This is a genomic window from Sporosarcina sp. P34 (genome assembly GCF_002743375.1).
Lineage (GTDB): Bacteria > Bacillota > Bacilli > Bacillales_A > Planococcaceae > Sporosarcina.
Map to the genome: position 1 here is coordinate 14,934 of NZ_PDZC01000004.1, position 20,310 is coordinate 35,243.

Here is a 20,310-nt window from a genome sequence, read left to right on the forward strand (position 1 = left end):
TATTTTAAGATCCATTCAAGGAAAAATTAAGCTTCAGAAATTACAAAGTTTTTCTTGAATTCGTTGAACGCTGCGCTCATTACGTCATCAGCTGGAAGATCTTTCGTTGTACGGATATGATCATACACTTCCGTATGGTTGGATTCTAACCAGCTAGTGATTTCACTTTCAAAACGCAATACGTCTCTTACTGGAATATCGTCGAGGTAACCGCGTGTCAGTGCATATAGACTGATTACTTGGTATTCGACTTTCAACGGCTTGTTCAAGTCCTGCTTCAAGATTTCAACTGTGCGGTGACCGCGGTCCAGTTTCGCTCTCGTAGTAGGATCAAGATCCGAACCGAATTGTGAGAATGCTTCTAATTCACGGAATGCTGCCAAGTCCAAACGAAGTGTACCGGCAACTTTCTTCATTGCTTTAATTTGCGCTGATCCACCAACACGGGATACGGAAAGACCGGCGTTGATCGCTGGACGTACACCTGAGAAGAATAGGTCAGACTGCAAGAAGATTTGTCCGTCTGTAATAGAAATTACGTTTGTTGGGATATAAGCAGAGATATCTCCCGCTTGTGTCTCAACGAACGGCAATGCTGTAATAGATCCTGCTCCTAGTTCGTCATTCAACTTTGCAGCACGCTCAAGTAGACGGCTGTGTAGGTAGAAGACATCCCCTGGATATGCTTCACGACCTGGAGGACGACGAAGTAGCAAGGACAGTTCACGGTAAGCTGCTGCTTGTTTAGATAGATCATCATAAACGATTAGCACGTGCTTGCCTTCGAACATGAATTCTTCTGCCATCGAAATGCCTGTATATGGTGCCAAGAATAGCATTGGCGACGGGCTTGATGCAGATGCAGTAACGACGATTGTGTAATCGAGTGCACCGTTTCTGCGTAGAGTTTCAACAACTCCACGAACAGTAGATTCTTTTTGACCAATTGCAACATAGATACAGATCATGTCTTGGTCCGCTTGGTTTAGAATTGCGTCAATTGCAACAGTCGTTTTACCTGTTTGACGGTCACCGATGATTAATTCACGTTGTCCACGACCGATTGGAACTAGAGCGTCAATCGCTTTGATTCCTGTTTGCAATGGTTCGTGAACTGATTTACGCGCCATAACCCCTTGTGCAGGGCTTTCGATAGGACGCGTTTTTGTTGTATTGATTGGACCTAGTCCATCAACTGGTTGTCCAAGTGAATTGACTACACGTCCGATCAATTCTTCTCCGACTGGTACTTCCATAATACGGCCTGTACGACGAACTTCATCGCCTTCTTTAATGTCTGTGTATGGCCCAAGGATAACGATACCTACGTTGTTCGCTTCCAAGTTTTGTGCCAGACCCATTACGCCGGTAGAGAACTCAAGAAGTTCCCCCGCCATGACATTGTCGAGGCCATGAGCAAGTGCGATACCGTCACCTACACGGATTACAGTACCTGTTTCACTTACTTCCATTTCAGACTGATAATTTTCGATCTGTTGTTTGATCAGACCGCTAATTTCCTCAGCTTTGATGCCCATGTATGTCACCCCTCTTAATTCAAATTAATTGATTAATTGACGTTCCAGACGCGCCAGCTTTGCACTGACACTACTGTCGTAAATTTGGTTGCCGATCTGAAGGCGAATGCCACCGATCAAGCTTGGATCAATAATGTTCTCGATATGCAATGATTGTTTTCCTACTTTGTGCGCAAAGGCAGTAGAGATAGCTGTACTTTCTTCAACTGAAAGCAAACGAGTAGAGTAGACTTTCGCTTCGGCAACTCCGGAAGCCTCGTTAGCGAGTTCCTGGAAGTCTTCGATTAGATTGCCTATTTCTTCAATACGGCCTGCATCGATCAGCACATATAGTGTGTTCAATACAAGTTGGTTTGCTCCATTGAAAAGTTGCCCAATCAATTCTTTCTTCTTCTCAATAGAAAACTTTGGCGAAATTAATAACTCGTCAAATTGTTTTTCATCAGCAAATACTTTTTGTAATTCTTTTAGATCAGCTTGCACGGAAAGCGTTTGTTGCTTTTCCTGCGCTGCTTCAAATAATGCAACGGCATAGCGTTTTGCGATTACCGATTGGCTCATCGCCCTTCGCCTGCCTTCACAATCGTTTCTTCGATCAATGCGCGGTTATCTTCCTCAGAAATTTCCTTCCCAAGAACCTTAGACGCAGCCAAGATAGAAAGAGATACGAATTCTTCGCGAACTGCTGCAACTGCTTTCTCTTTTTCAGTAGCAATTTCAAGAGTTGCAGATTCTTTCATACGGTTAGCTTCAGCGCGTGCAGCCATAATCAGCTCTTCACGTTGAGTGTCACCTTGTTTCTTCGCATTCTCTACGATAGATTGTGCGCTTTCGCGTGCTTCTTTTAATAGAACACGTTGCTCTTCAAGAAGCTTTGCAGATTCTTGACGACTTGCTTCGGCTTGTTCGATCTCCGTAGCGATTAATTGCGCTCGTTGATCCATCACGCCCATTAACGGACCCCATGCAAACTTCTTTAGAAGTACCATGAGAATCGTGAAAAATACTACAGTGACGATAATGTCGCCTAAATTTAGACGTTGGTTTAAACTTGCTAAAAATCCTGCGTCAGCGTTTGCTGATAAGAGGACGAAGGTATCCAACACGATTGTTTCACTCCCTTCAAGAGCTCATGACTCTTTCGTTTCTTACTCTAATTGGAACATTCTATTATTCAGACCTATCAGTTGTTTAAATGTTGACATAAAGCAATGGCGAAGACCGAGACTGCATGCTTCGCCATATAACACAAATATTATTTGTTCATTACGATAAACGCAATAACAGTTGCGATGATTGGAAGTGCCTCAACCAATGCAACACCAATGAACATTGTTGTTTGTAGAACGCCACGTGCTTCTGGTTGACGAGCGATCCCTTCAACTGTCTTAGAAACGATTAAACCGTTACCGATACCTGCACCAAGTGCACCTAGACCAACTGCAATAGCTGCTGCTAATAAACCCATACCTGCCATTTTGTATTTCCTCCTAATATTCTTTGTGGTTTTGTTCCCTGATTACAGGGTAAATATATGTTTAGTGATCTGTGCTGACTTTGTGAGCCATATAGACCATCGTTAACATAACGAAGATAAATGCTTGGATCGCCCCGATGAATACCGAGAAACCGAGCCATGCAAGTGCTGGTATAACAGCTCCGGCAAGACCGAAGATGCTTGAAGCACCCAATGTTGCAAGTAAACCAATCAAGATTTCACCTGCGAAAATGTTACCGTAAAGACGAAGACCAAGTGTCAACGTGTTTGCGAATTCCTCAATGATCTTTAGTGGTGCCAAGAATGGAATTGGCTGGAAGTATGATTTCAAATACTTGCCCATTCCGAGCTGTTTCACACCATAGTAATGCGTTAACGCAACAACTGTAGCAGCGAGGGTTAACGTGATAACTGGATCGGCTGTCGGTGATTTCCACCAAAGTTGGTGATCCCATACGATTGCGAATGGAAGTCCAATCATATTTGCAACAAAGACAAACATGATTAAAGTGATACCTAGTACGTGGAAGCGGCCTCCCGTTTTCCAGTCCATGTTATTTTTGATGATGCCTTTGACAAAGTCCATGACCCACTCCATGAAGTTCTGCATACCCGTAGGTTTCATTTGAAGCCGCCGTGTAGATGCAACTGCAATCAGGAAGACAATCAGACACGTTACAAACAACATCAGTATATTCGATGGGTTAAACCCGATTCCGAATAAAATAAACTGTGGATTTTCATGATTCACGTTTTTGTTCACCTCCCCTTGCTAGTAAAGTGTCATTGCTTCCATTGGAACAGCAGATGACCAGTAAACAGCAATGCATAGGGTATCATTAACCCGATTACCGTGCTGATCAGATCAAACTCCTCCGGCATAACGAGTGCAATGGCCGTAGCCCCTACACCTGATGCAAAACGTAAGCCCATACCTAATGACTTCGCTCGCTTCCCTTCATCGATAGAGCGGTCAAACCGTTCCATCCGTCGAACGAGAATCCAAAAGTTATACATACCGAAAAGTGAACCTAAGATGAGCCCAGCGAAGATTGTCCGGTAGTCCAAGAAAAACCAACCGAGCACGAACAATGCAAGCAAAAAAAAGAAACTCTTCTTCTGCTGTTTGAAAATTTCCTGCATACTTTGCATTGTTTATTCTCCCAATTCGTATTTTGGATTACAGCGTCTGAAGTGTTCAGTAATTCCCGACTTGTGTCGAGTGTTGAGTCTTTGTCGTTTTGATATTTTTCAACGACATAGATTCCTTGTGAAGAAATCTGGAAATTGTAAGTGAATCGCCTTTTCCGTCCACCAGGTGACGTTGCTATGTGCGACGTCGACAATGTGTTAGGAACTAGCGCTTCCGAGTGAAGACTTGAAACCTACGAAACATGATTTCTGTACTCAATTTATGTATGAGTTCCTTATCAATCTTACCCTTTGTTAGCATACAATAGAGGGTTTTTTATGTCAATTGATTCAGGTGAATAAATTCACAATGTGTTCTCTTTGTCAAACATTCGACATATTTGTTTTCTGACTTTATATGGTGGTTTTACCGTTTTTTCTAGAGTGGAATTTTGCTTGTGTTTTTAGATTGAAATGTTCTGGGGGACATTGTTTTATTGCTATATGATGCCGGCAGAGTGTTGGGGTGAGGATTGGTGCTTCGGAGGGACGCTTTCCCATGGGCTCGCGCCAATCCTTTGCAGTGAAAGTGGGTGGTACTATTCTTAGTTCATTGAAGTAAGATTTGTGGTTGGAAGGTGAAGGTAACAACCCCTCCCTCTCTTAACAACTTTATTTGCAGACAAGAAAAAACAGCAGATGAAAGTTCTCTGCTGTTTTGAATCTTATAGTGAATGTAAATAGTTGAGAAGAGATTCTACTATTCGTGCGGATGCGTGGCCGTCGCCATATGGGTTGTGGGCCTTGGACATTTTTTCGTATTCCGCATCATTGGATAACAGTGCGTCGGATAGTTGGAAGATGTTTTCTTCTTCTGTTCCCGCTAAGCGCAGTGTCCCCGCATCGATACCTTCCGGGCGCTCGGTTGTATCCCGCAAAACAATGACAGGTTTTCCAAGTGAAGGTGCTTCTTCTTGGATACCGCCTGAATCTGTAAGGATGATGTGCGAACGCGCTGCGAAGTTATGGAAGTCCAACACTTCTAGCGGCTCGATCAGATGAATGCGGTCGTTGTCGCCTAGCAGTTCATCCGCCACTTCACGTACAGCTGGATTCATGTGTACCGGATAGATCACTTGAATATCATCGTGTTTATCGAGCAAACGATTGATTGCACGGAACATATTGCGCATTGGTTCACCGAGGTTTTCACGTCGGTGTGCCGTCAATAGCACCAAACGATCGTCTCCAAGCTGATCGAAAATCGGATGATGGTATTCAGGATCTACCGTCGTTTTCAACGCGTCGATTGCCGTGTTGCCTGTGACATAGATGCGCTCTTTGTTTTTACCTTCATCTAGTAAATTTTGCGCTGATTTTTCAGTTGGCGAAAAATGAAGATCCGCAATAACACCTGTCAGTTGGCGATTCATTTCTTCAGGATACGGCGAAAACTTATTCCACGTACGCAATCCTGCTTCAACGTGACCAACGGAAATTTGATTATAAAACGCAGCGAGACTCCCGATAAACGTCGTCGATGTATCGCCGTGGACAAGCACGATATCCGGTTGCGCTTCTTTCATAACTTTATCCAAACCTTCAAGGCCGCGTGTTGCCACGTCAATGAGTGTTTGACGGTCTTTCATAATATTCAAATCATAGTCTGGCGTGATGTTAAAGGTTTCCAGCACTTGGTCCAGCATTTGACGATGCTGCGCAGTGACTGTCACGATGGATTCGATTTCATCGGGGTGCTTTTCTAGTTCAAGAACAAGCGGCGCCATTTTGATAGCTTCCGGCCTCGTACCGAATATCGTCATCACTTTCCATTTCTTAGTCAATGAATGATCCCTCCATTATTTCGTGCCGAACAAACGGTCACCCGCGTCACCTAGTCCAGGGACGATATAGCCGTGTTCGTCCAGCTTTTCGTCAAGTGCTGCAATATACACGTCTACGTCCGGATGAGCTTCCGTCAGCACTTCGACGCCTTCAGGAGCAGCGACTAAACACATAAATTTAATGTTCACCGCGCCACGCTTTTTCATCGAATTGATTGCTTCGACCGCCGTTCCCCCTGTCGCAAGCATCGGATCCACTACGATGAATTCGCGCTCCGCCACGTCAGAAGGTAACTTTACAAAGTATTCAACAGGCTTTAACGTTTCTGGGTCGCGGAATAATCCAACATGTCCCACTTTTGCTGCCGGAATTAAATCGATGATGCCGTCTACCATGCCAATGCCCGCACGTAAAATCGGAACAATCCCCAATTTTTTCCCTGCCAAGATACGAGATTTAGCTTCGCAAACAGGTGTTTGAATCGTAATTTCCTGTGTTGGAAGATCCCGTGTAATTTCAAATGCCATAAGTGTGGCTAATTCGTTCACAAGCTCGCGAAATTCTTTCGTTCCTGTATCGGCCTTTCGTATAAACGTCAGTTTGTGTTGAATTAATGGATGATCAAATACATGTACTTTTCCCATTGGTATCGCTCCTTTTCGGAATATCTTGTACATTATAACAGAAATCGATCGTCAAGCGCAGTGAACTTGTGTGATTTGTCGTAATGAAAATAATGCGAGAAGAATATTTAGTTTTGTGAAGAATCATATTTCTTTGGGGAGCGCTCTATAAGTTCGTCGGGCCGCTCTATGTTTCTGCTTAGGCGCTCTATAAGACGGCCGGGTCGCTCTATGCTTCTGCTTAAACGCTCTATAAGACGGTCAAACCGCTCTATTCCACTTAGTCACTCTATAAACTGGTCTGGCCGCTCTATCTTTTCGCTTGAGCGCTCTATAAGCTGGTCGGACCGCTCTATGTTCCCGCTTGAGCGCTCTATAAGACGGCCGGGCCGCTCTATGTTTCTGCTTAAACGCTCTATAAGACGGTCAAACCGCTCTATTCCACTTAAGCACTCTTTAAACTGGTCTGGTCGCTCTATCTTCCTGCTTGAGCGCTCTATAAGCTGGTCGCACCGCTCTATCTTCCTGCTTAAGCGCTCTATAAGACGACCGGGCCGCTCTATGTTTCTGCTTAAACGCTCTATAAGACGGTCAAACCGCTCTATTCCACTTAAGCACTCTATAAACTGGACAGGCCGCTCTATCTTTCCGCTTAAACGCTCTATAAGACGGCCAAGTCGCTCTATGTTCCTGCTTAACTGCTCAATCAACCAGTCTAACCGCTCTATCCACACGCTCACCCGCTCTATAACCCCCAATATCCGCTCATAAACACCCGCCTCCATATAAAAAAACGCCTGACACAAGGTCAAGGCGTTAGTTTTCTTACTTATATAGAGGGTGCTGATCTGTTAGAGCTGTAACAGCTTTGCGTGCTTCTTCTTTTGCTGATGGGTCTTCGTGGTTTTTCAATAATGTTGCGATGATCCGTCCCACTTCCACCATATCTTCTTCTACGAAACCACGAGTAGTAACAGCCGGTGTACCGATGCGGATACCAGAAGTGACGAATGGACCTTCTGTGTCGAATGGTACCGTGTTTTTATTTACTGTAATACCGATCTCGTCCAATACGTGCTCTGCTACTTTACCTGTTAGATCAAGTGATTTTAGCTTCACAAGCACGATGTGGTTGTCTGTACCGCCAGAAACGACGTCGATACCTTCTGATTGTAGTTTTTCAGCTAATGCTACAGCGTTTTTCTTTACTTGTTGTGCATATTCTTTGAATGAAGGATCCAATACTTCTTTGAACGCTACCGCTTTTGCAGCGATGACGTGCATTAAAGGACCACCTTGAACGCCTGGGAATACAGTTTTGTCAATTTTCTTGCCAAATTCTTCAGCTGTTTCTTCATTTAATAGAATGATACCGCCACGTGGTCCGCGCAATGTTTTATGCGTTGTGGATGTCACGAAGTGTGCGTGTGGAACTGGATTTTGATGCTCGCCTACTGCGACTAGACCCGCGATGTGTGCCATATCTACCATCAAGTATGCGCCGACTTCATCCGCAATTTCACGGAATTTTGCGAAGTCGATTGCGCGTGGGTATGCACTTGCACCCGCAACGATCATCTTCGGCTTGTGCTCAAGCGCTTTTTGGCGCACATCTTCATAGTCGATTACTTCTTCTTCTTTTGTTACACCGTAATCTACGAAATTATAAAGCTTTCCGGAGAAGTTAACTGGTGAACCGTGTGTTAAGTGGCCACCGTGGGAAAGGTTCATCCCAAGAACTGTGTCGCCTGGCTCAAGCGCTGTGAAGTATACAGCCATGTTGGCTTGTGCGCCAGAGTGTGGTTGTACGTTTGCATATGCCGCGCCAAAAATTTCTTTAACGCGATCGCGTGCGATGTTTTCGACTACGTCCACGTGCTCACATCCGCCGTAGTAACGCTTGCCCGGATATCCTTCAGCATATTTATTCGTCAAGTAGGATCCTTGTGCTTCCATTACTGCTTCCGTTACGAAGTTTTCAGATGCGATTAATTCGATGTTCGAGTTTTGACGGTTCTTTTCAGCCATGATTGCTTCATAAACTGCTTCATCATTGCGTTGTACATTGCTTAAGTCCATTGGATAGTATCCCCTTTTTTCTGATAGTTTTATATTTTCTTGTATTGTACACGGTTTATTCGTATTTCGCACGACTTCCGCCAATTAATTTCGGACGAGTGGTCGCAAGTGTGATGACCGCTTCACCGATTTTATCAATCGATGTGCGGATTGGTACTACGACCGGCTTCATTTGCATGCCAATTAACGTTTGTCCGATGTCGATACCGGCATTTGCTTGCACCGATTCTACTACGACGGGATCGCTAAATTGCTTGTATGCATAGGTAGACATCGAGCCACCCGCCTTAAAAACAGGCACGACGGATACAGGTTCCAAATGAAATTGCTGCGCCGTCTTGCGTTCCAATGTGATTGCACGGTTGATATGCTCGCAGCCTTGGAAAGCTAAATGTACATGATATTTATCCGCGAACGCTTGGAGCGGTACGAATAAAGCCTCCCCTATTTCCAGTGCGCCGTTCGTGCCGATGCGCGCACCTGCCACTTCAGAAGTAGAACAGCCGATGACGAAAATCGTCCCTTCGGCAGGTGGTGCTTGTTCGGCAAACTCGGTCAATGCTTGTTCTAGCTGCAGTTTCCATAATTGAATGGCATCCACTTGTTCCACCTACTTTCTTTAGTTCTTTTCAAGTTCCATCATTTTATTTATACGGCGCTCGTGACGGCCGCCTTCAAATTCTGTTTCAAGCCAAGCGCTAACGATTTCTCTTGCCAGCCCTGGTCCAATAACGCGTTCCCCCATTGCTAACATGTTGGAATCATTATGTTCGCGTGTTGCCTTAGCGCTAAATACATCATGAACGAGCGCGCAACGGATTCCTTTGATTTTATTGGCGGAAATGGACATGCCGATTCCTGTGCCACAAATCAAGATTCCGCGGTCTACTTTCCCCGCTACGACGTCATTCGCTACGGGTACTGCATAGTCTGGATAATCGACGGAAGTGTCGGCATCCGGTCCGTAGTCGATATATTCTATGTCGAGTTCGGTTAATAGATTGGTGATCTCTTTTCGGAGATGGTTGCCTCCGTGGTCTGAAGAAATTGCAACTTTCACTGCGCACCCTCATTTCTATTTTTACTTATCGCTTATTCTATCATTGTTCCATAAAAAAATCATCGGTTTTACTGTACTCTTTTTGAAATTTTCATTTTGAAACGTTGAAGTTTTGTCATAAAGACGAATGTTTTATGAATAAAGTGAAATAATCGTACGTGTTTTAGGTCTATGAAGTCGTATTCACATCATTGTAAGCAGAAAATCAGGCGCTTAATTCGGAATTTTCCACCTTTCCGATCTGCGCAAGCACCTTGACCCCTGCTTCACAAATAAAAAAAACGATCCAGAGTGTAAAATACCTCAGCATCGTTATGATTTATTACACGGGCGTTCGGTCGAACTTCCGGATCACTTTATACAACTCTTCCGATTGCTCCTTCAGCTCTAACGCCTTATTCTTCGTTTGATCTATAGACGCTACCTGCTCTTCCGTGGCCGCGCGAACTTCTTCTGCTCCCGCTGAAGTATGCTCTGCAATCGTCGCTACCTCTAACGACTGCTTGGCCGTAAGCTCGATCGTCTGCATTTGGTTGCTGACGATTTGGCCAATTTCTTCTACATAATGCGCCATCGTCTGGATGGTGGCGGTCATCGTTTCAACGTTTTCATTTGTTTTCGTCGCACGTGTAGCCTCAGTGGATGCCGTTTCTACTTGTTGCTTCATTTCCGCTACGACTTGTTTGACGTCAGATTGGATCGTTTGAACAAGTCCGGAAATCATCTGGACGGCATTTGCACTTTCATCTGCTAAGTTACGAACTTCTTCTGCCACGACAGCGAAGCCTTTACCATGCTCTCCCGCCCGCGCCGCTTCTATAGAAGCATTTAGCGCCAGTAAGTTTGTCTGCCCCGCGATGTTGCCGACAAGTTCCACGATTTCGCTGATCTTATGCGCATTTTCATCTAGTACTTGTATCGTTTCCAATGAATGCTCGCTTTGATTGCTCATTTGATGAATTCCCGCTAATACCGATTGGAAAATTTCCGTTGTCGCGTGTAATTCTTTTAACATCACTTTAGATTGCTCGGATGATTGTCCCGCTCGATCATTGACTTCCACGGCCAGTTGACGAATATCTTCAATCGCATTGACCGTTTCTCGAATCGACTCCGATGTGTTTTCTGCACCATTGGAAATTTCTCCAATAGTGCGCGCAATGGCATCAGATTGGCCGGACGCAGCGCTTGTCTCATTCGTCAATTCATCGACAGATTGGGCAGTAGCTTGAAAGTTGGATTCAATTTGTTCAATTATGTTACGTAAATTGACGACCACTTGCTGGAATGCTTTGGAAACGGAATGAATTTCATCCGATGAGTTCGGCAACTGAATGTCCGCACCGATTTTCCCATCCGCCACCTTCATAGCGGCAGTTTCCAAACGTTGCAATGGCTTGGTCAAAATGGTACTGAACATGGCCGCTAAAATTCCCGACCACATAATGCCCATCGCATATGTAAGCAGTTGAAATACGAATGGTCGTACATTTGGAAAGAAAGTTGGCTGTACCCAGTTAATGAATACAGCACTTGTCGTATACGTAATGATTGCAAGAATCACAATAAATAAGACGAGTTTCGCCCGTAGTCCTACTTTTTTCGGTTCGTTCATAAGTTCCCCTCCGCTTGTTGTCGGATGACGGAGTTAATGAGTGTAGTCAGCTCATGAAATGTGGTGCGGTAGGTTTCCAAATCACCACCATATGGATCATGCACATCAAGACCTGTCATTGTACCCGCGTATTCTTTTAACGTAAACACTTTTTCTTTCATTGCAGGATAACGACTGTGCAGGAAATCTCGATGATTCGCTGTCATCGTTAAAACAATATCTGCCCACTCCATATCAGCAGACTTGACTTCATTAGAATATGGAGTAAAAGGGATTTTTTCTTCCGTCAGCAACTGTGCGGAGTTCGCGGAAATCGGCAAGCCATCCATCGCATGAATACCTGCTGATTTCGCGGTAATACCTGGCACATTGGCATGATTGACTAACGCTTCTGCCAAAGGACTTCTACATGTGTTGCCTGTACAAATAAAATAAATATTCATTTTCTTCACCTACTTTACAGAATAACGGATTTATGAGAGAAAAGATACACTATTTTCAATAAACAAAGGACAATACACCCATACAGATAAATACGATACCTGCCAATCTTCGAATAAATGTACCATTAATTACACGCAGACGGCCTGCGGACAAGAAAGCAATAGCCGAAAACGTAAAAGAAAAGAAGCCTGATACGAAAATAAACAGCCATTTATTCAGCTGCATCATACCGAATGTCACACTCACCCCGAATGCATCCACGCTGACGATCAGCGCTAAGAAAAACGGGGAGATTTTATTGACCACTGACGGTTCATCGCTGTCCGAGAGAAGAATGTGAAGTCCGATGAGTGAAAGCAGTACACTCGAGAGCGCATGGCCCCATCCCGCGAAATAGATCATCGCCCATTCCCCTGCGTAGAAACCGATAAGTGGCAGCAACATATTCAGTATAGTAGTCCACAGCAAGATCATCAATCGACCCCGCCGCAGTTGGAGAAATGTATAGACGATTAGAATATCGATTGTTGTAACGATAGCCGCTATGATTTCTATCAAAAAATAAGCCCCCTCGCACGTCTCGCATCTACTCATCCTATGCGGTTGCTGAAGGAGGCTATTCATCATTAGCGAAATGTTATTCGGTGAAACGCTTGCCGTCTGATGCTTTATCTAGACGATTCATAAACGCTGCACCGATACCAGCATGATCCGTCTCAACGGCGAGAATCATATCTGCCTCTGTATTGTCGCATTGACGAATCGCTTTATAAAGACTGGATGCCATCGCTTCACGATTATGGATGGAGCCTGTGGAAAAGTACCAATCGGCTTGTTCTGTGTATAACTCATCCGGTCCGATGATGGCGACACGTTTATTTTGTTGATGAATGGTCTTTAACGCTTGGGCAATAGAATTCGCATTCGGCTCGATGATCAACAACGGCGCTTCAGGTGCGTAATGGACATATTTCATCCCCGGCGCACGTGGTGTTGACGTTTGATCTGTAGGTAACGTAGCCATATGGACTGTGCCAATCACCTCCTCCAACTGCTCTTTCGTAATACCGCCCGGTCGCAAAATGACAGGCGGTGTAACCGTGATATCCAAAATGGTGGATTCAAGGCCTACCCCTGTCTCTCCACCATCCAAAATCAACGGAACTCTACCGATTAAATCGTGATAGACATGATCCGCTTCCGTCGGGCTTGGCTTGCCGCTACGATTTGCACTTGGCGCCGCTAACGGCTGATCTAATTTGCGCAGTAACGCCAATGCTATCGGGTGGTCTGGCATACGGATGGCTACTGTACTAAGTCTAGCTGTGACGACATCTGCAATGACTCCGGGCTTTTTCTCCATAATTAACGTCAATGGTCCTGGCCAAAATGCTTTCATTAGTATGTCTGCAATTTCAGGGATATCGGTTGCGTATTTTTCAATGTCTGCCTGGTTCCCAATATGTACGATCAGCGGATTATCTGAAGGTCTTCCTTTCGCTTCGAAGATCCGCTGTACTGCTTGCTCATCCGTCGCAATGGCTCCCAAACCGTAAACTGTTTCAGTCGGAAAGGCAACAATCCCCCCGGAGTTCAGGATATCCACAGCTTGTTCATAGATTCTATCATTATCCACTAGGTTATCCACTATTTCCCGCATAGTGTCCACTTGCTCAACCCCTCTTTATACACATTTTATCTATCTTATCCACAATAAATGTGAATATGTTCATTTGAACAGCGATTTTATCCACTCCCAAACGAAGAATGTAACAGGTTCTTGTTCTTCTGTTTCACTCACTGTCGCTTCTTCAGGGAAGCAAACATTCGGAAACAATGAACACCACCAATTATCGCCCCGACCCGCTCCGATTTTCACAACATATGCTTCGTAAACATCTTGTGGCTGAACGAAATACCCTACCCTTTTTGGCGGAATCACTGCAGCACTGTGCTCAAGCGTTACATGCGCGCCATTCACTTCTGCTTTCGCGATTGCAAGAAGCGTTGGCTCTAACCTTTGAAGTGTATCATTGATTTGCTCCACGTTCGCTGATTGATTGATCGCCTGCTCAAGTAATGGCGCAATTTTTTCTTGCACATCTCGTTTCACTTGTTGATCTGCTACAGTATTAGAGTTTGCAAGAATACGAAATTGCGTCGCTTCACTTGTAGCTACCTGCTGTCCAAATACAAGCAACACCGCTTGAATAGTAAGTAATATAAGTACAAATTCTATAAATGCTACTAGTTTCGAAGTTTGATTCGTTTGTTGGTTAATCGGATAATCTTGTAACATGTCATCCCCTCCTGCACTCTATCTTGACCCGCAGGAGGAGATTTTATTCATCGAATCTCACAAAATATCATTCGATCTTTTTTATTGATATCTTGAACGATTTCCACTGTCGCTTTCGGAAAGGATTTTTGTAAGTATTCTTGCACAATAGCTCCTTGCTGATAGCCGATTTCAAAACCGATAAGCGAGGGATGATTCATCAGAGGCGACAAGTTTTCCGCTAGTCTGCGATAAAAATAGAGACCGTCCTCTTCGGCGAACAGCGCAGTTTGCGGTTCGAAATCGTAAACAGTTGGTGACATAACAGATTTTTCATGTTCTGCGATGTACGGGGGATTGGATAGGATGATATCCCATTTTTGCGATTTCAACGGTTCTTCCATATCCCCTTGCATAAACGTTATATCTGCTTCATTACGCTCGGCATTGCGTTTTGCGACTTCAAGCGCCGCTTCACTGAAATCAGTGGCAGTTACTTTTGCAGTCGGTCGTTCTTTTTTGAAGGCGACAGCAATCGCCCCACTTCCCGTACCAATATCCGCCACTTGAATGACTCGATCTCCGAATAATTGGTTCGCTCGTTGCAATGCATAGTGTACGAGTTCTTCCGTTTCAGGACGTGGAATCAGGACGTGTTCATTGACCTCAAATAAATAGCCGTAAAATGACTCTTCACCGAGAATATATTGAATGGGCTTACCGGTTAATAATTCCGTGATGATTGCCCAGAATCGTGAAGACGTTTCGTCCGAAATATGTTCACGAAAACTGGCCAAATAATTAGCCTGACTCATTCCTGTGACAAAACGCATCGCCATTTCAGCTGCATGCGTGTCCATTTCGCGTTCCTGCAATAATTGCTGCGCTTGTTGCACAGACTCAAGAACGGTCTTAGTCATTGCGATCCAAACTTTCCAAGCGGTGTGCTTGTTCTTCTATAATCAACGCATCGATTACTTCATCCAATTTCCCTTCAATAATCTGATCGAGTTTTTGGATAGTCAAACCGATTCGATGGTCAGTCACACGGTTTTGCGGGAAGTTGTAAGTGCGAATACGCTCTGAACGATCCCCTGATCCAACGGCAGATTTCCGTTTTTCATCGTATTCGGCTTGCACTTCTTGCATAAACTTATCGTAGACACGCGCACGCAAGACTTTCATCGCTTTTTCTTTATTTTTAATTTGAGATTTTTCGTCTTGAATCGATACCGTCGTACCCGTCGGCAAATGCGTAAGGCGCACTGCAGACATAGTCGTGTTGACGGATTGTCCACCCGGCCCCGATGAAGCGAATGTATCGGTACGGATATCTTTATCATGAATCTCAATTTCTACTTCTTCCGCTTCAGGCAAGCACGCAACGGTAGCAGTCGACGTATGTGTGCGCCCACCTGATTCCGTTTCCGGTACACGTTGCACGCGATGCGCTCCATTTTCGTACTTCAACTTGGAATAGGCCCCTTTGCCATCGATCATGAAAATAATTTCTTTAAAACCGCCAAGTTCAGTTGGCGAAGAATCGATGACTTCCACTTTCCAATGATTCATTTCCGCGTAGCGTGTATACATACGATATAAACTACTAGCAAATAAGGCTGCTTCGTCTCCACCTGCAGCGCCTCGGATTTCCATGATGACACTTTTATTGTCATTTGGATCTTTCGGAATCAGCAATACTTTTAGTTGTTCTTCAAGTGACTCGATACGGTCTTCGAGTTCATCCATTTCCATTTTGACTAATTCTTTCATTTCGTCATCAAGTGGCTCATTTTGCATTTCTTTCGCATCATTATATTGAGTGTAAACATTTTTGTATTCACGGTATACTTCGACCGTGTCTTGTAAATCAGATTGTTCTTTCGAATAGTTTCGTAATTTATCCAGATCATTGACGATTTCCGGGTCACTAAGTAATTCATTGAGTCGATCATAACGGTCTTCCACTGCCTGCAGTCTATCGAACATAGTTGGTTCACCTCTTCTGAAATTATGGGATATATACTAGTATATAGCAGAACCGTCTATCCTTTGTTGCTTAAGGATAGACGGAAATATGTTTATTTTACATGTTGCGCACGATTAACAGGCACTTCGTGGTGCTTTCGGCAACGTGGTTCGTATGCTTCGGATGCACCGACAAGAATGATGGGATCGTCTTGGCATGCAGGTTGTCCATCTATTAATCGTTGCGTTCGGCTCGAAGGTGATCCACAAACGGTACAGACCGCTTGGAGTTTTGTCACCAGTTCGGCCACGGCCATTAATTCTGGCATCGGTCCGAACGGTTCGCCTCTGAAGTCTTGATCGAGTCCCGCAATGATCACGCGAAATCCGCGATCGGCGAGTGTGATCGCGACCTCAATAATATCTTGGTCAAAAAATTGAGCTTCATCAATGGCGACCACATCGAAATCATCTGATACGAGGTTCGGTATTTCACTCGCCTTGGAAATAGGATTGGCGATAGTGGATGCACCGTCGTGGCTGACAATTGCTTCCTCGCTATACCGATCATCAATTGCCGGTTTGAATACCGCAATCTTTTGTTTGGCAAATTCTGCCCGACGAATGCGGCGAATGAGCTCCTCCGATTTACCCGAAAACATACTGCCGCAGATGACTTCCATCCAGCCGCCTTGCATTGAAACGTACATGGTCAATCTCCTTTCGATGTTGCGTTTGTGTTTATGTATATGTGGTGATGATGCGATAGAGCGGTTAACGTGTGATTATGAGCGGGTGGACGCGCGCATTGAGCGCGTTACGCGTGACTTTGAGCGGGTACGCACGCGGATTGAGCGCATTACGCACGACTTTGAGCGGGTACACACGCACATTGAGCGCATGCGCAACTATGAGCGGGTACGCACGCAGTTAGAGCGAATAACGCACGACTTTGAGCGGATACGCACGCAATTAGAGCGCATAACACGCGACTTTGAGCGGATACACACGCGCATTGAGCGCATACACACGCAGATAGAGCAACTTACACAATAAATTAATAAAAATACCCGTCTGGCATGATTGCACCTGACGGGTATCTGGCTTTTATTACTCTTGTCCTTCTGACTTGATGCCGTATTTTTTGTTGAAACGGTCAACTCGTCCATCTGCAGTAGCAAACTTCTGACGGCCAGTATAGAATGGGTGACATTCTGAGCAAACTTCCACTCGAATATCTTCTTTTACAGAACCTGTTTCAAACGTATTGCCACATGAGCAAGTTACTGTTGAAAGTTTGTAATTGGGATGAATTCCTGCTTTCATCGATATCTCTCCTTTCGCCCTGAACCATCTGGAACAGAGTGTGAAATTATGGATGTTTTATTAACCAGTTGTCAATAAAACGATCGATGCCGTACACGACCCGTGTTTGTCAGCCGTATATGCGGTGTACAGAAATACTGTACTTGATTAGTATAGCAAAATCCGCTACGTTGTGCAACTGTTTGATTTGGATATTTATTGGGATTATTAGACTTGGTTATGGGTTAGATTTCCCAGCTGGGGGATGCTTTCCGGATGGCCACTCGTTGAGCCAACCAGGTCGCGAAGCTCCCTTTTGGTTGTCTCAACGCTCGGGCTGATCCTTCCGGAGTCGTCCCCCAGCTTTCGCTGCAATCTTCACTTAGTCAGTACGCACATCACACATTTATATTTGTTTATGAGCAAAACAAGAAAATCTGCACCCTACACCGTAGTTAATCAGATAAGTCCTTTGCCTTTTTTCGCTTTCATTTCTTCGTTAAGCTTATTGAAAAATTCTTCATTGGTTTCGGACTGGCTCAATTTCTTCATGAAGCGTTCGGTGAAATCGTGGGAATCTGAAAATGTTTTTCTAATGGCCCACAATTTTTCCAAGTTGGCTTTCGGAATGAGTAGTTCTTCTTTTCGCGTGCCCGAGCGACGGATGTCGAGTGCCGGGAAAATTCTACGTTCGGCTAGGTTGCGGTCTAGATGTAGCTCCATGTTACCAGTTCCTTTAAATTCCTCGTAGATGACTTCGTCCATGCGCGAGCCGGTTTCGACTAGGGCTGTGGCAAGGATGGTTAAGCTCCCGCCTTCTTCGATGTTACGTGCAGCACCAAAGAATCTTTTTGGTCGATGGAAGGCTGCTGGGTCGATTCCCCCGGACAGTGTTCGGCCGCTCGGTGGGATGACTAGGTTGAATGCGCGTGCCAGCCGTGTGATGGAGTCCATTAAGATAATGACATCACGTTTACTTTCGACAAGACGCATTGCGCGTTCGAGAACGAGTTCCGCTACTTTAACATGGTTTTGTGGCACTTCATCGAATGTAGAACTGACTACGTCTGCTTTAACAGAACGTTCGATGTCCGTTACTTCTTCTGGACGTTCGTCGATCAGTAGTACAATGAGTTCCGCGTCGGGATGGTTTGTTGTGATTGAATTGGCGATTTCTTTCAACAACATCGTTTTTCCGGCTTTCGGGGGAGCGACGATTAATCCACGCTGACCAAATCCGACTGGAGAAACAAGGTCCATGATACGTGTGGAAACATTGTTCTTTGATGTTTCCAAATTAATTTGACGGTCTGGATACAAAGGTGTTAATGCCGGGAAATGAACGCGTTCGCGCGCGACTTCTGGATTTTGTCCGTTGACTGCTTCCACTTGTAGTAAACCATAGAAACGTTCGTTTTCTTTTGGTGGACGGACTTTACCTGTTACCTTGTCGCCGTTACGTAGATCAAAGCGACGGATTTGGGATGCGGAGATGTAGATATCTTCCGAACTGGATGAGTAATTAATAGGACGTAGGAATCCGTATCCTTCCGTTTGAATAATTTCGAGGACGCCTTCCATGAAGAAGAAACCTTCTTGTTCAGCGCGGGATTTTAATATAGCGAAGACCAGTTCTTTCTTTGTCAGTTTGCTATAGTTGGTAATCTTAAACTGCTTCGCCAGAGAGTAAAGCTCTTTGAGCGTCATATTCTCGAGGTCCGCGAGGGTAATCATTGTCATCTATGCGTACACCACTCTTCATTTATTGTATAGAATATTTGGCACAGTAAATAGAAAGGAGAGTACGTAATGTACTTCCTTTCCTTCAGTAGCCGGACATTATGGATCTAGATAGTTTTAGGAAATAGGAACCCGGTTGCGACACCGGGTATTGAGGGAGTTAGTTTTGCATTACGAGAAGAGGTTTTTTCTTCATGCTGTGGCGACCTTCTACGAAACGAATAGTTCCTGATTTCGAGCGCATAACGATTGACTGTGTTCGGCAGTATGCACCTTTAAACTGCACACCATCCATCAATTCACCATCTGTTACGCCAGTTGCTGCGAAAATACAGTCGTCGCCTTTTACCAAATCGTCCATCATCAGAACTTTGTCCACGTCGATGCCCATTTTCATGCAACGTTCTCTCTCTTCTTCATTAGAAGGAACGAGACGTCCTTGGATTTCTCCGCCTAGACATTTCAATCCGACCGCCGCGATTACCCCTTCAGGAGCACCGCCTCTACCGAATAAAATATCCACGCCTGTATCATCGAAAGCTGTGTTTATAGCGGCTGCAACGTCGCCATCTTCGATCAATTTGATACGCGCACCCGCTTCACGAATCTCTTCAATGATTGCTGCGTGCCGTTCGCGATTCAAAACAGATGCTACTAGGTCAGATACTGATTTATTTTTCGCTTCCGCTACAGCCTTCAAGTTATCTGTAACACTTGCGTCGATATCAATTTTACCTACAGCTTCAGGTCCTACTGCAATTTTGTCCATGTACATATCCGGTGCATTTAGCAAGTTGCCTTTATCTGCCACTGCCAGAACAGCTAGCGCATTCCATCCACCTGCTGCTACAATATTTGTACCTTCAACTGGATCAACAGCGATATCTACAGCAGGTCCGTGGCCCGTTCCAAGCTCTTCACCGATATATAGCATAGGCGCTTCGTCCATTTCACCTTCACCGATAACGACTACACCTTCCATAGGAATTGTATCGAATACTGTACGCATCGCTTCTGTCGCTGCGTCATCTGCTTCGTTCTTTAAACCGCGTCCCATCCAGCGAGCTGCCGCAACGGCTGCCGCCTCTGTTACACGTACTAATTCCATTGATAAACTACGTTCCATAATGTTTTGTTCCTCCTGTTTGCGGTAAGCGCGTACTTGCGTATTACCTTTCATTTGCCT

23 protein-coding genes are annotated in these 20,310 nt (G+C 44.8%); all 23 read right to left on the reverse strand.

All coding sequences use genetic code 11. From position 1 onward, the window contains the following. Positions 1–26: 26 nt before the first annotated feature. A complete protein-coding gene (gene atpA, locus CSV63_RS08230; protein ID WP_099695415.1) occupies positions 27–1,538 on the reverse strand; it encodes a F0F1 ATP synthase subunit alpha in 1,512 nt (503 codons plus the stop codon). Between the two features lie 24 nt (positions 1,539–1,562). Further along, positions 1,563–2,099, reverse strand: coding sequence for a F0F1 ATP synthase subunit delta (locus CSV63_RS08235; RefSeq protein WP_099637245.1), 537 nt, complete (start codon positions 2,097–2,099; stop codon positions 1,563–1,565). Continuing rightward, positions 2,096–2,647 carry a F0F1 ATP synthase subunit B gene (gene atpF, locus CSV63_RS08240; RefSeq protein WP_369823639.1) on the reverse strand — a complete coding sequence of 184 codons (552 nt, stop codon included), beginning with the start codon at positions 2,645–2,647 and terminating at the stop codon, positions 2,096–2,098. The genes CSV63_RS08235 and atpF overlap by 4 nt, the downstream gene beginning before the upstream one ends. 146 nt (positions 2,648–2,793) lie before the next feature. Beyond that, entirely contained in the window at positions 2,794–3,006 is a 213-nt protein-coding gene (gene atpE / locus CSV63_RS08245; protein WP_029053447.1) for a F0F1 ATP synthase subunit C, read from the reverse strand. Positions 3,007–3,076: 70 nt separating this feature from the next. After that, the gene (atpB, locus tag CSV63_RS08250) at positions 3,077–3,787 is read right to left on the reverse strand and encodes a F0F1 ATP synthase subunit A (RefSeq protein WP_099695416.1); all 711 of its coding nucleotides are present in this window, start codon (positions 3,785–3,787) and stop codon (positions 3,077–3,079) included. Between the two features lie 32 nt (positions 3,788–3,819). Then, the gene (locus tag CSV63_RS08255) at positions 3,820–4,188 is read right to left on the reverse strand and encodes an ATP synthase subunit I (protein WP_099637247.1); all 369 of its coding nucleotides are present in this window, start codon (positions 4,186–4,188) and stop codon (positions 3,820–3,822) included. A gap of 704 nt (positions 4,189–4,892) precedes the next feature. After that, positions 4,893–6,011, reverse strand: coding sequence for a non-hydrolyzing UDP-N-acetylglucosamine 2-epimerase (gene wecB, locus CSV63_RS08260; RefSeq protein WP_099695417.1), 1,119 nt, complete (start codon positions 6,009–6,011; stop codon positions 4,893–4,895). 15 nt (positions 6,012–6,026) lie between these two features. Further along, positions 6,027–6,656, reverse strand: coding sequence for a uracil phosphoribosyltransferase (upp, locus tag CSV63_RS08265; RefSeq protein ID WP_099695418.1), 630 nt, complete (start codon positions 6,654–6,656; stop codon positions 6,027–6,029). A 263-nt stretch (positions 6,657–6,919) separates the two neighbouring features. Beyond that, positions 6,920–7,420, reverse strand: a complete 501-nt coding sequence (locus CSV63_RS08270) for a hypothetical protein (RefSeq protein WP_099637251.1) — start codon at positions 7,418–7,420, stop codon at positions 6,920–6,922. Positions 7,421–7,460: 40 nt separating this feature from the next. Next, positions 7,461–8,714 carry a serine hydroxymethyltransferase gene (gene glyA, locus CSV63_RS08275; protein ID WP_099637252.1) on the reverse strand — a complete coding sequence of 418 codons (1,254 nt, stop codon included), beginning with the start codon at positions 8,712–8,714 and terminating at the stop codon, positions 7,461–7,463. A gap of 55 nt (positions 8,715–8,769) precedes the next feature. Continuing rightward, the gene (locus CSV63_RS08280) at positions 8,770–9,315 is read right to left on the reverse strand and encodes a TIGR01440 family protein (RefSeq protein ID WP_199203632.1); all 546 of its coding nucleotides are present in this window, start codon (positions 9,313–9,315) and stop codon (positions 8,770–8,772) included. Positions 9,316–9,333: 18 nt separating this feature from the next. After that, positions 9,334–9,774: a ribose 5-phosphate isomerase B gene (gene rpiB, locus CSV63_RS08285; protein WP_099637254.1), complete on the reverse strand. Its 441-nt coding sequence runs from the start codon at positions 9,772–9,774 to the stop codon at positions 9,334–9,336. A gap of 322 nt (positions 9,775–10,096) precedes the next feature. Then, positions 10,097–11,389, reverse strand: a complete 1,293-nt coding sequence (locus CSV63_RS08290) for a methyl-accepting chemotaxis protein (protein WP_099695420.1) — start codon at positions 11,387–11,389, stop codon at positions 10,097–10,099. Further along, positions 11,386–11,832: a low molecular weight protein arginine phosphatase gene (locus CSV63_RS08295; protein WP_099637256.1), complete on the reverse strand. Its 447-nt coding sequence runs from the start codon at positions 11,830–11,832 to the stop codon at positions 11,386–11,388. Before CSV63_RS08295 ends, CSV63_RS08290 begins: the two co-directional genes overlap by 4 nt. A gap of 55 nt (positions 11,833–11,887) precedes the next feature. After that, on the reverse strand, positions 11,888–12,391 hold the full coding sequence (locus tag CSV63_RS08300) for a manganese efflux pump MntP (protein ID WP_158233936.1): 504 nt from the start codon (positions 12,389–12,391) through the stop codon (positions 11,888–11,890). Between the two features lie 79 nt (positions 12,392–12,470). Then, complete coding sequence (locus CSV63_RS08305) at positions 12,471–13,502, reverse strand: L-threonylcarbamoyladenylate synthase (protein WP_199203633.1); 1,032 nt, start codon at positions 13,500–13,502, stop codon at positions 12,471–12,473. A 60-nt stretch (positions 13,503–13,562) separates the two neighbouring features. Then, the gene (locus CSV63_RS08310) at positions 13,563–14,132 is read right to left on the reverse strand and encodes a stage II sporulation protein R (RefSeq protein WP_099695422.1); all 570 of its coding nucleotides are present in this window, start codon (positions 14,130–14,132) and stop codon (positions 13,563–13,565) included. 47 nt (positions 14,133–14,179) lie between these two features. Further along, positions 14,180–15,031 carry a peptide chain release factor N(5)-glutamine methyltransferase gene (prmC, locus tag CSV63_RS08315; protein WP_099695423.1) on the reverse strand — a complete coding sequence of 284 codons (852 nt, stop codon included), beginning with the start codon at positions 15,029–15,031 and terminating at the stop codon, positions 14,180–14,182. Continuing rightward, positions 15,024–16,100: a peptide chain release factor 1 gene (gene prfA / locus CSV63_RS08320; protein WP_099695424.1), complete on the reverse strand. Its 1,077-nt coding sequence runs from the start codon at positions 16,098–16,100 to the stop codon at positions 15,024–15,026. Before prfA ends, prmC begins: the two co-directional genes overlap by 8 nt. 92 nt (positions 16,101–16,192) lie before the next feature. Next, positions 16,193–16,789, reverse strand: coding sequence for a thymidine kinase (locus tag CSV63_RS08325; RefSeq protein ID WP_099695425.1), 597 nt, complete (start codon positions 16,787–16,789; stop codon positions 16,193–16,195). Positions 16,790–17,189: 400 nt separating this feature from the next. Beyond that, complete coding sequence (rpmE, locus tag CSV63_RS08330; protein WP_099631243.1) at positions 17,190–17,405, reverse strand: 50S ribosomal protein L31; 216 nt, start codon at positions 17,403–17,405, stop codon at positions 17,190–17,192. 438 nt (positions 17,406–17,843) lie between these two features. Continuing rightward, entirely contained in the window at positions 17,844–19,124 is a 1,281-nt protein-coding gene (gene rho / locus CSV63_RS08335) for a transcription termination factor Rho (RefSeq protein ID WP_099695426.1), read from the reverse strand. A 160-nt stretch (positions 19,125–19,284) separates the two neighbouring features. Beyond that, complete coding sequence (gene glpX, locus CSV63_RS08340) at positions 19,285–20,250, reverse strand: class II fructose-bisphosphatase (RefSeq protein WP_099695427.1); 966 nt, start codon at positions 20,248–20,250, stop codon at positions 19,285–19,287. Between the last annotated feature and the right edge of the window lie 60 nt (positions 20,251–20,310).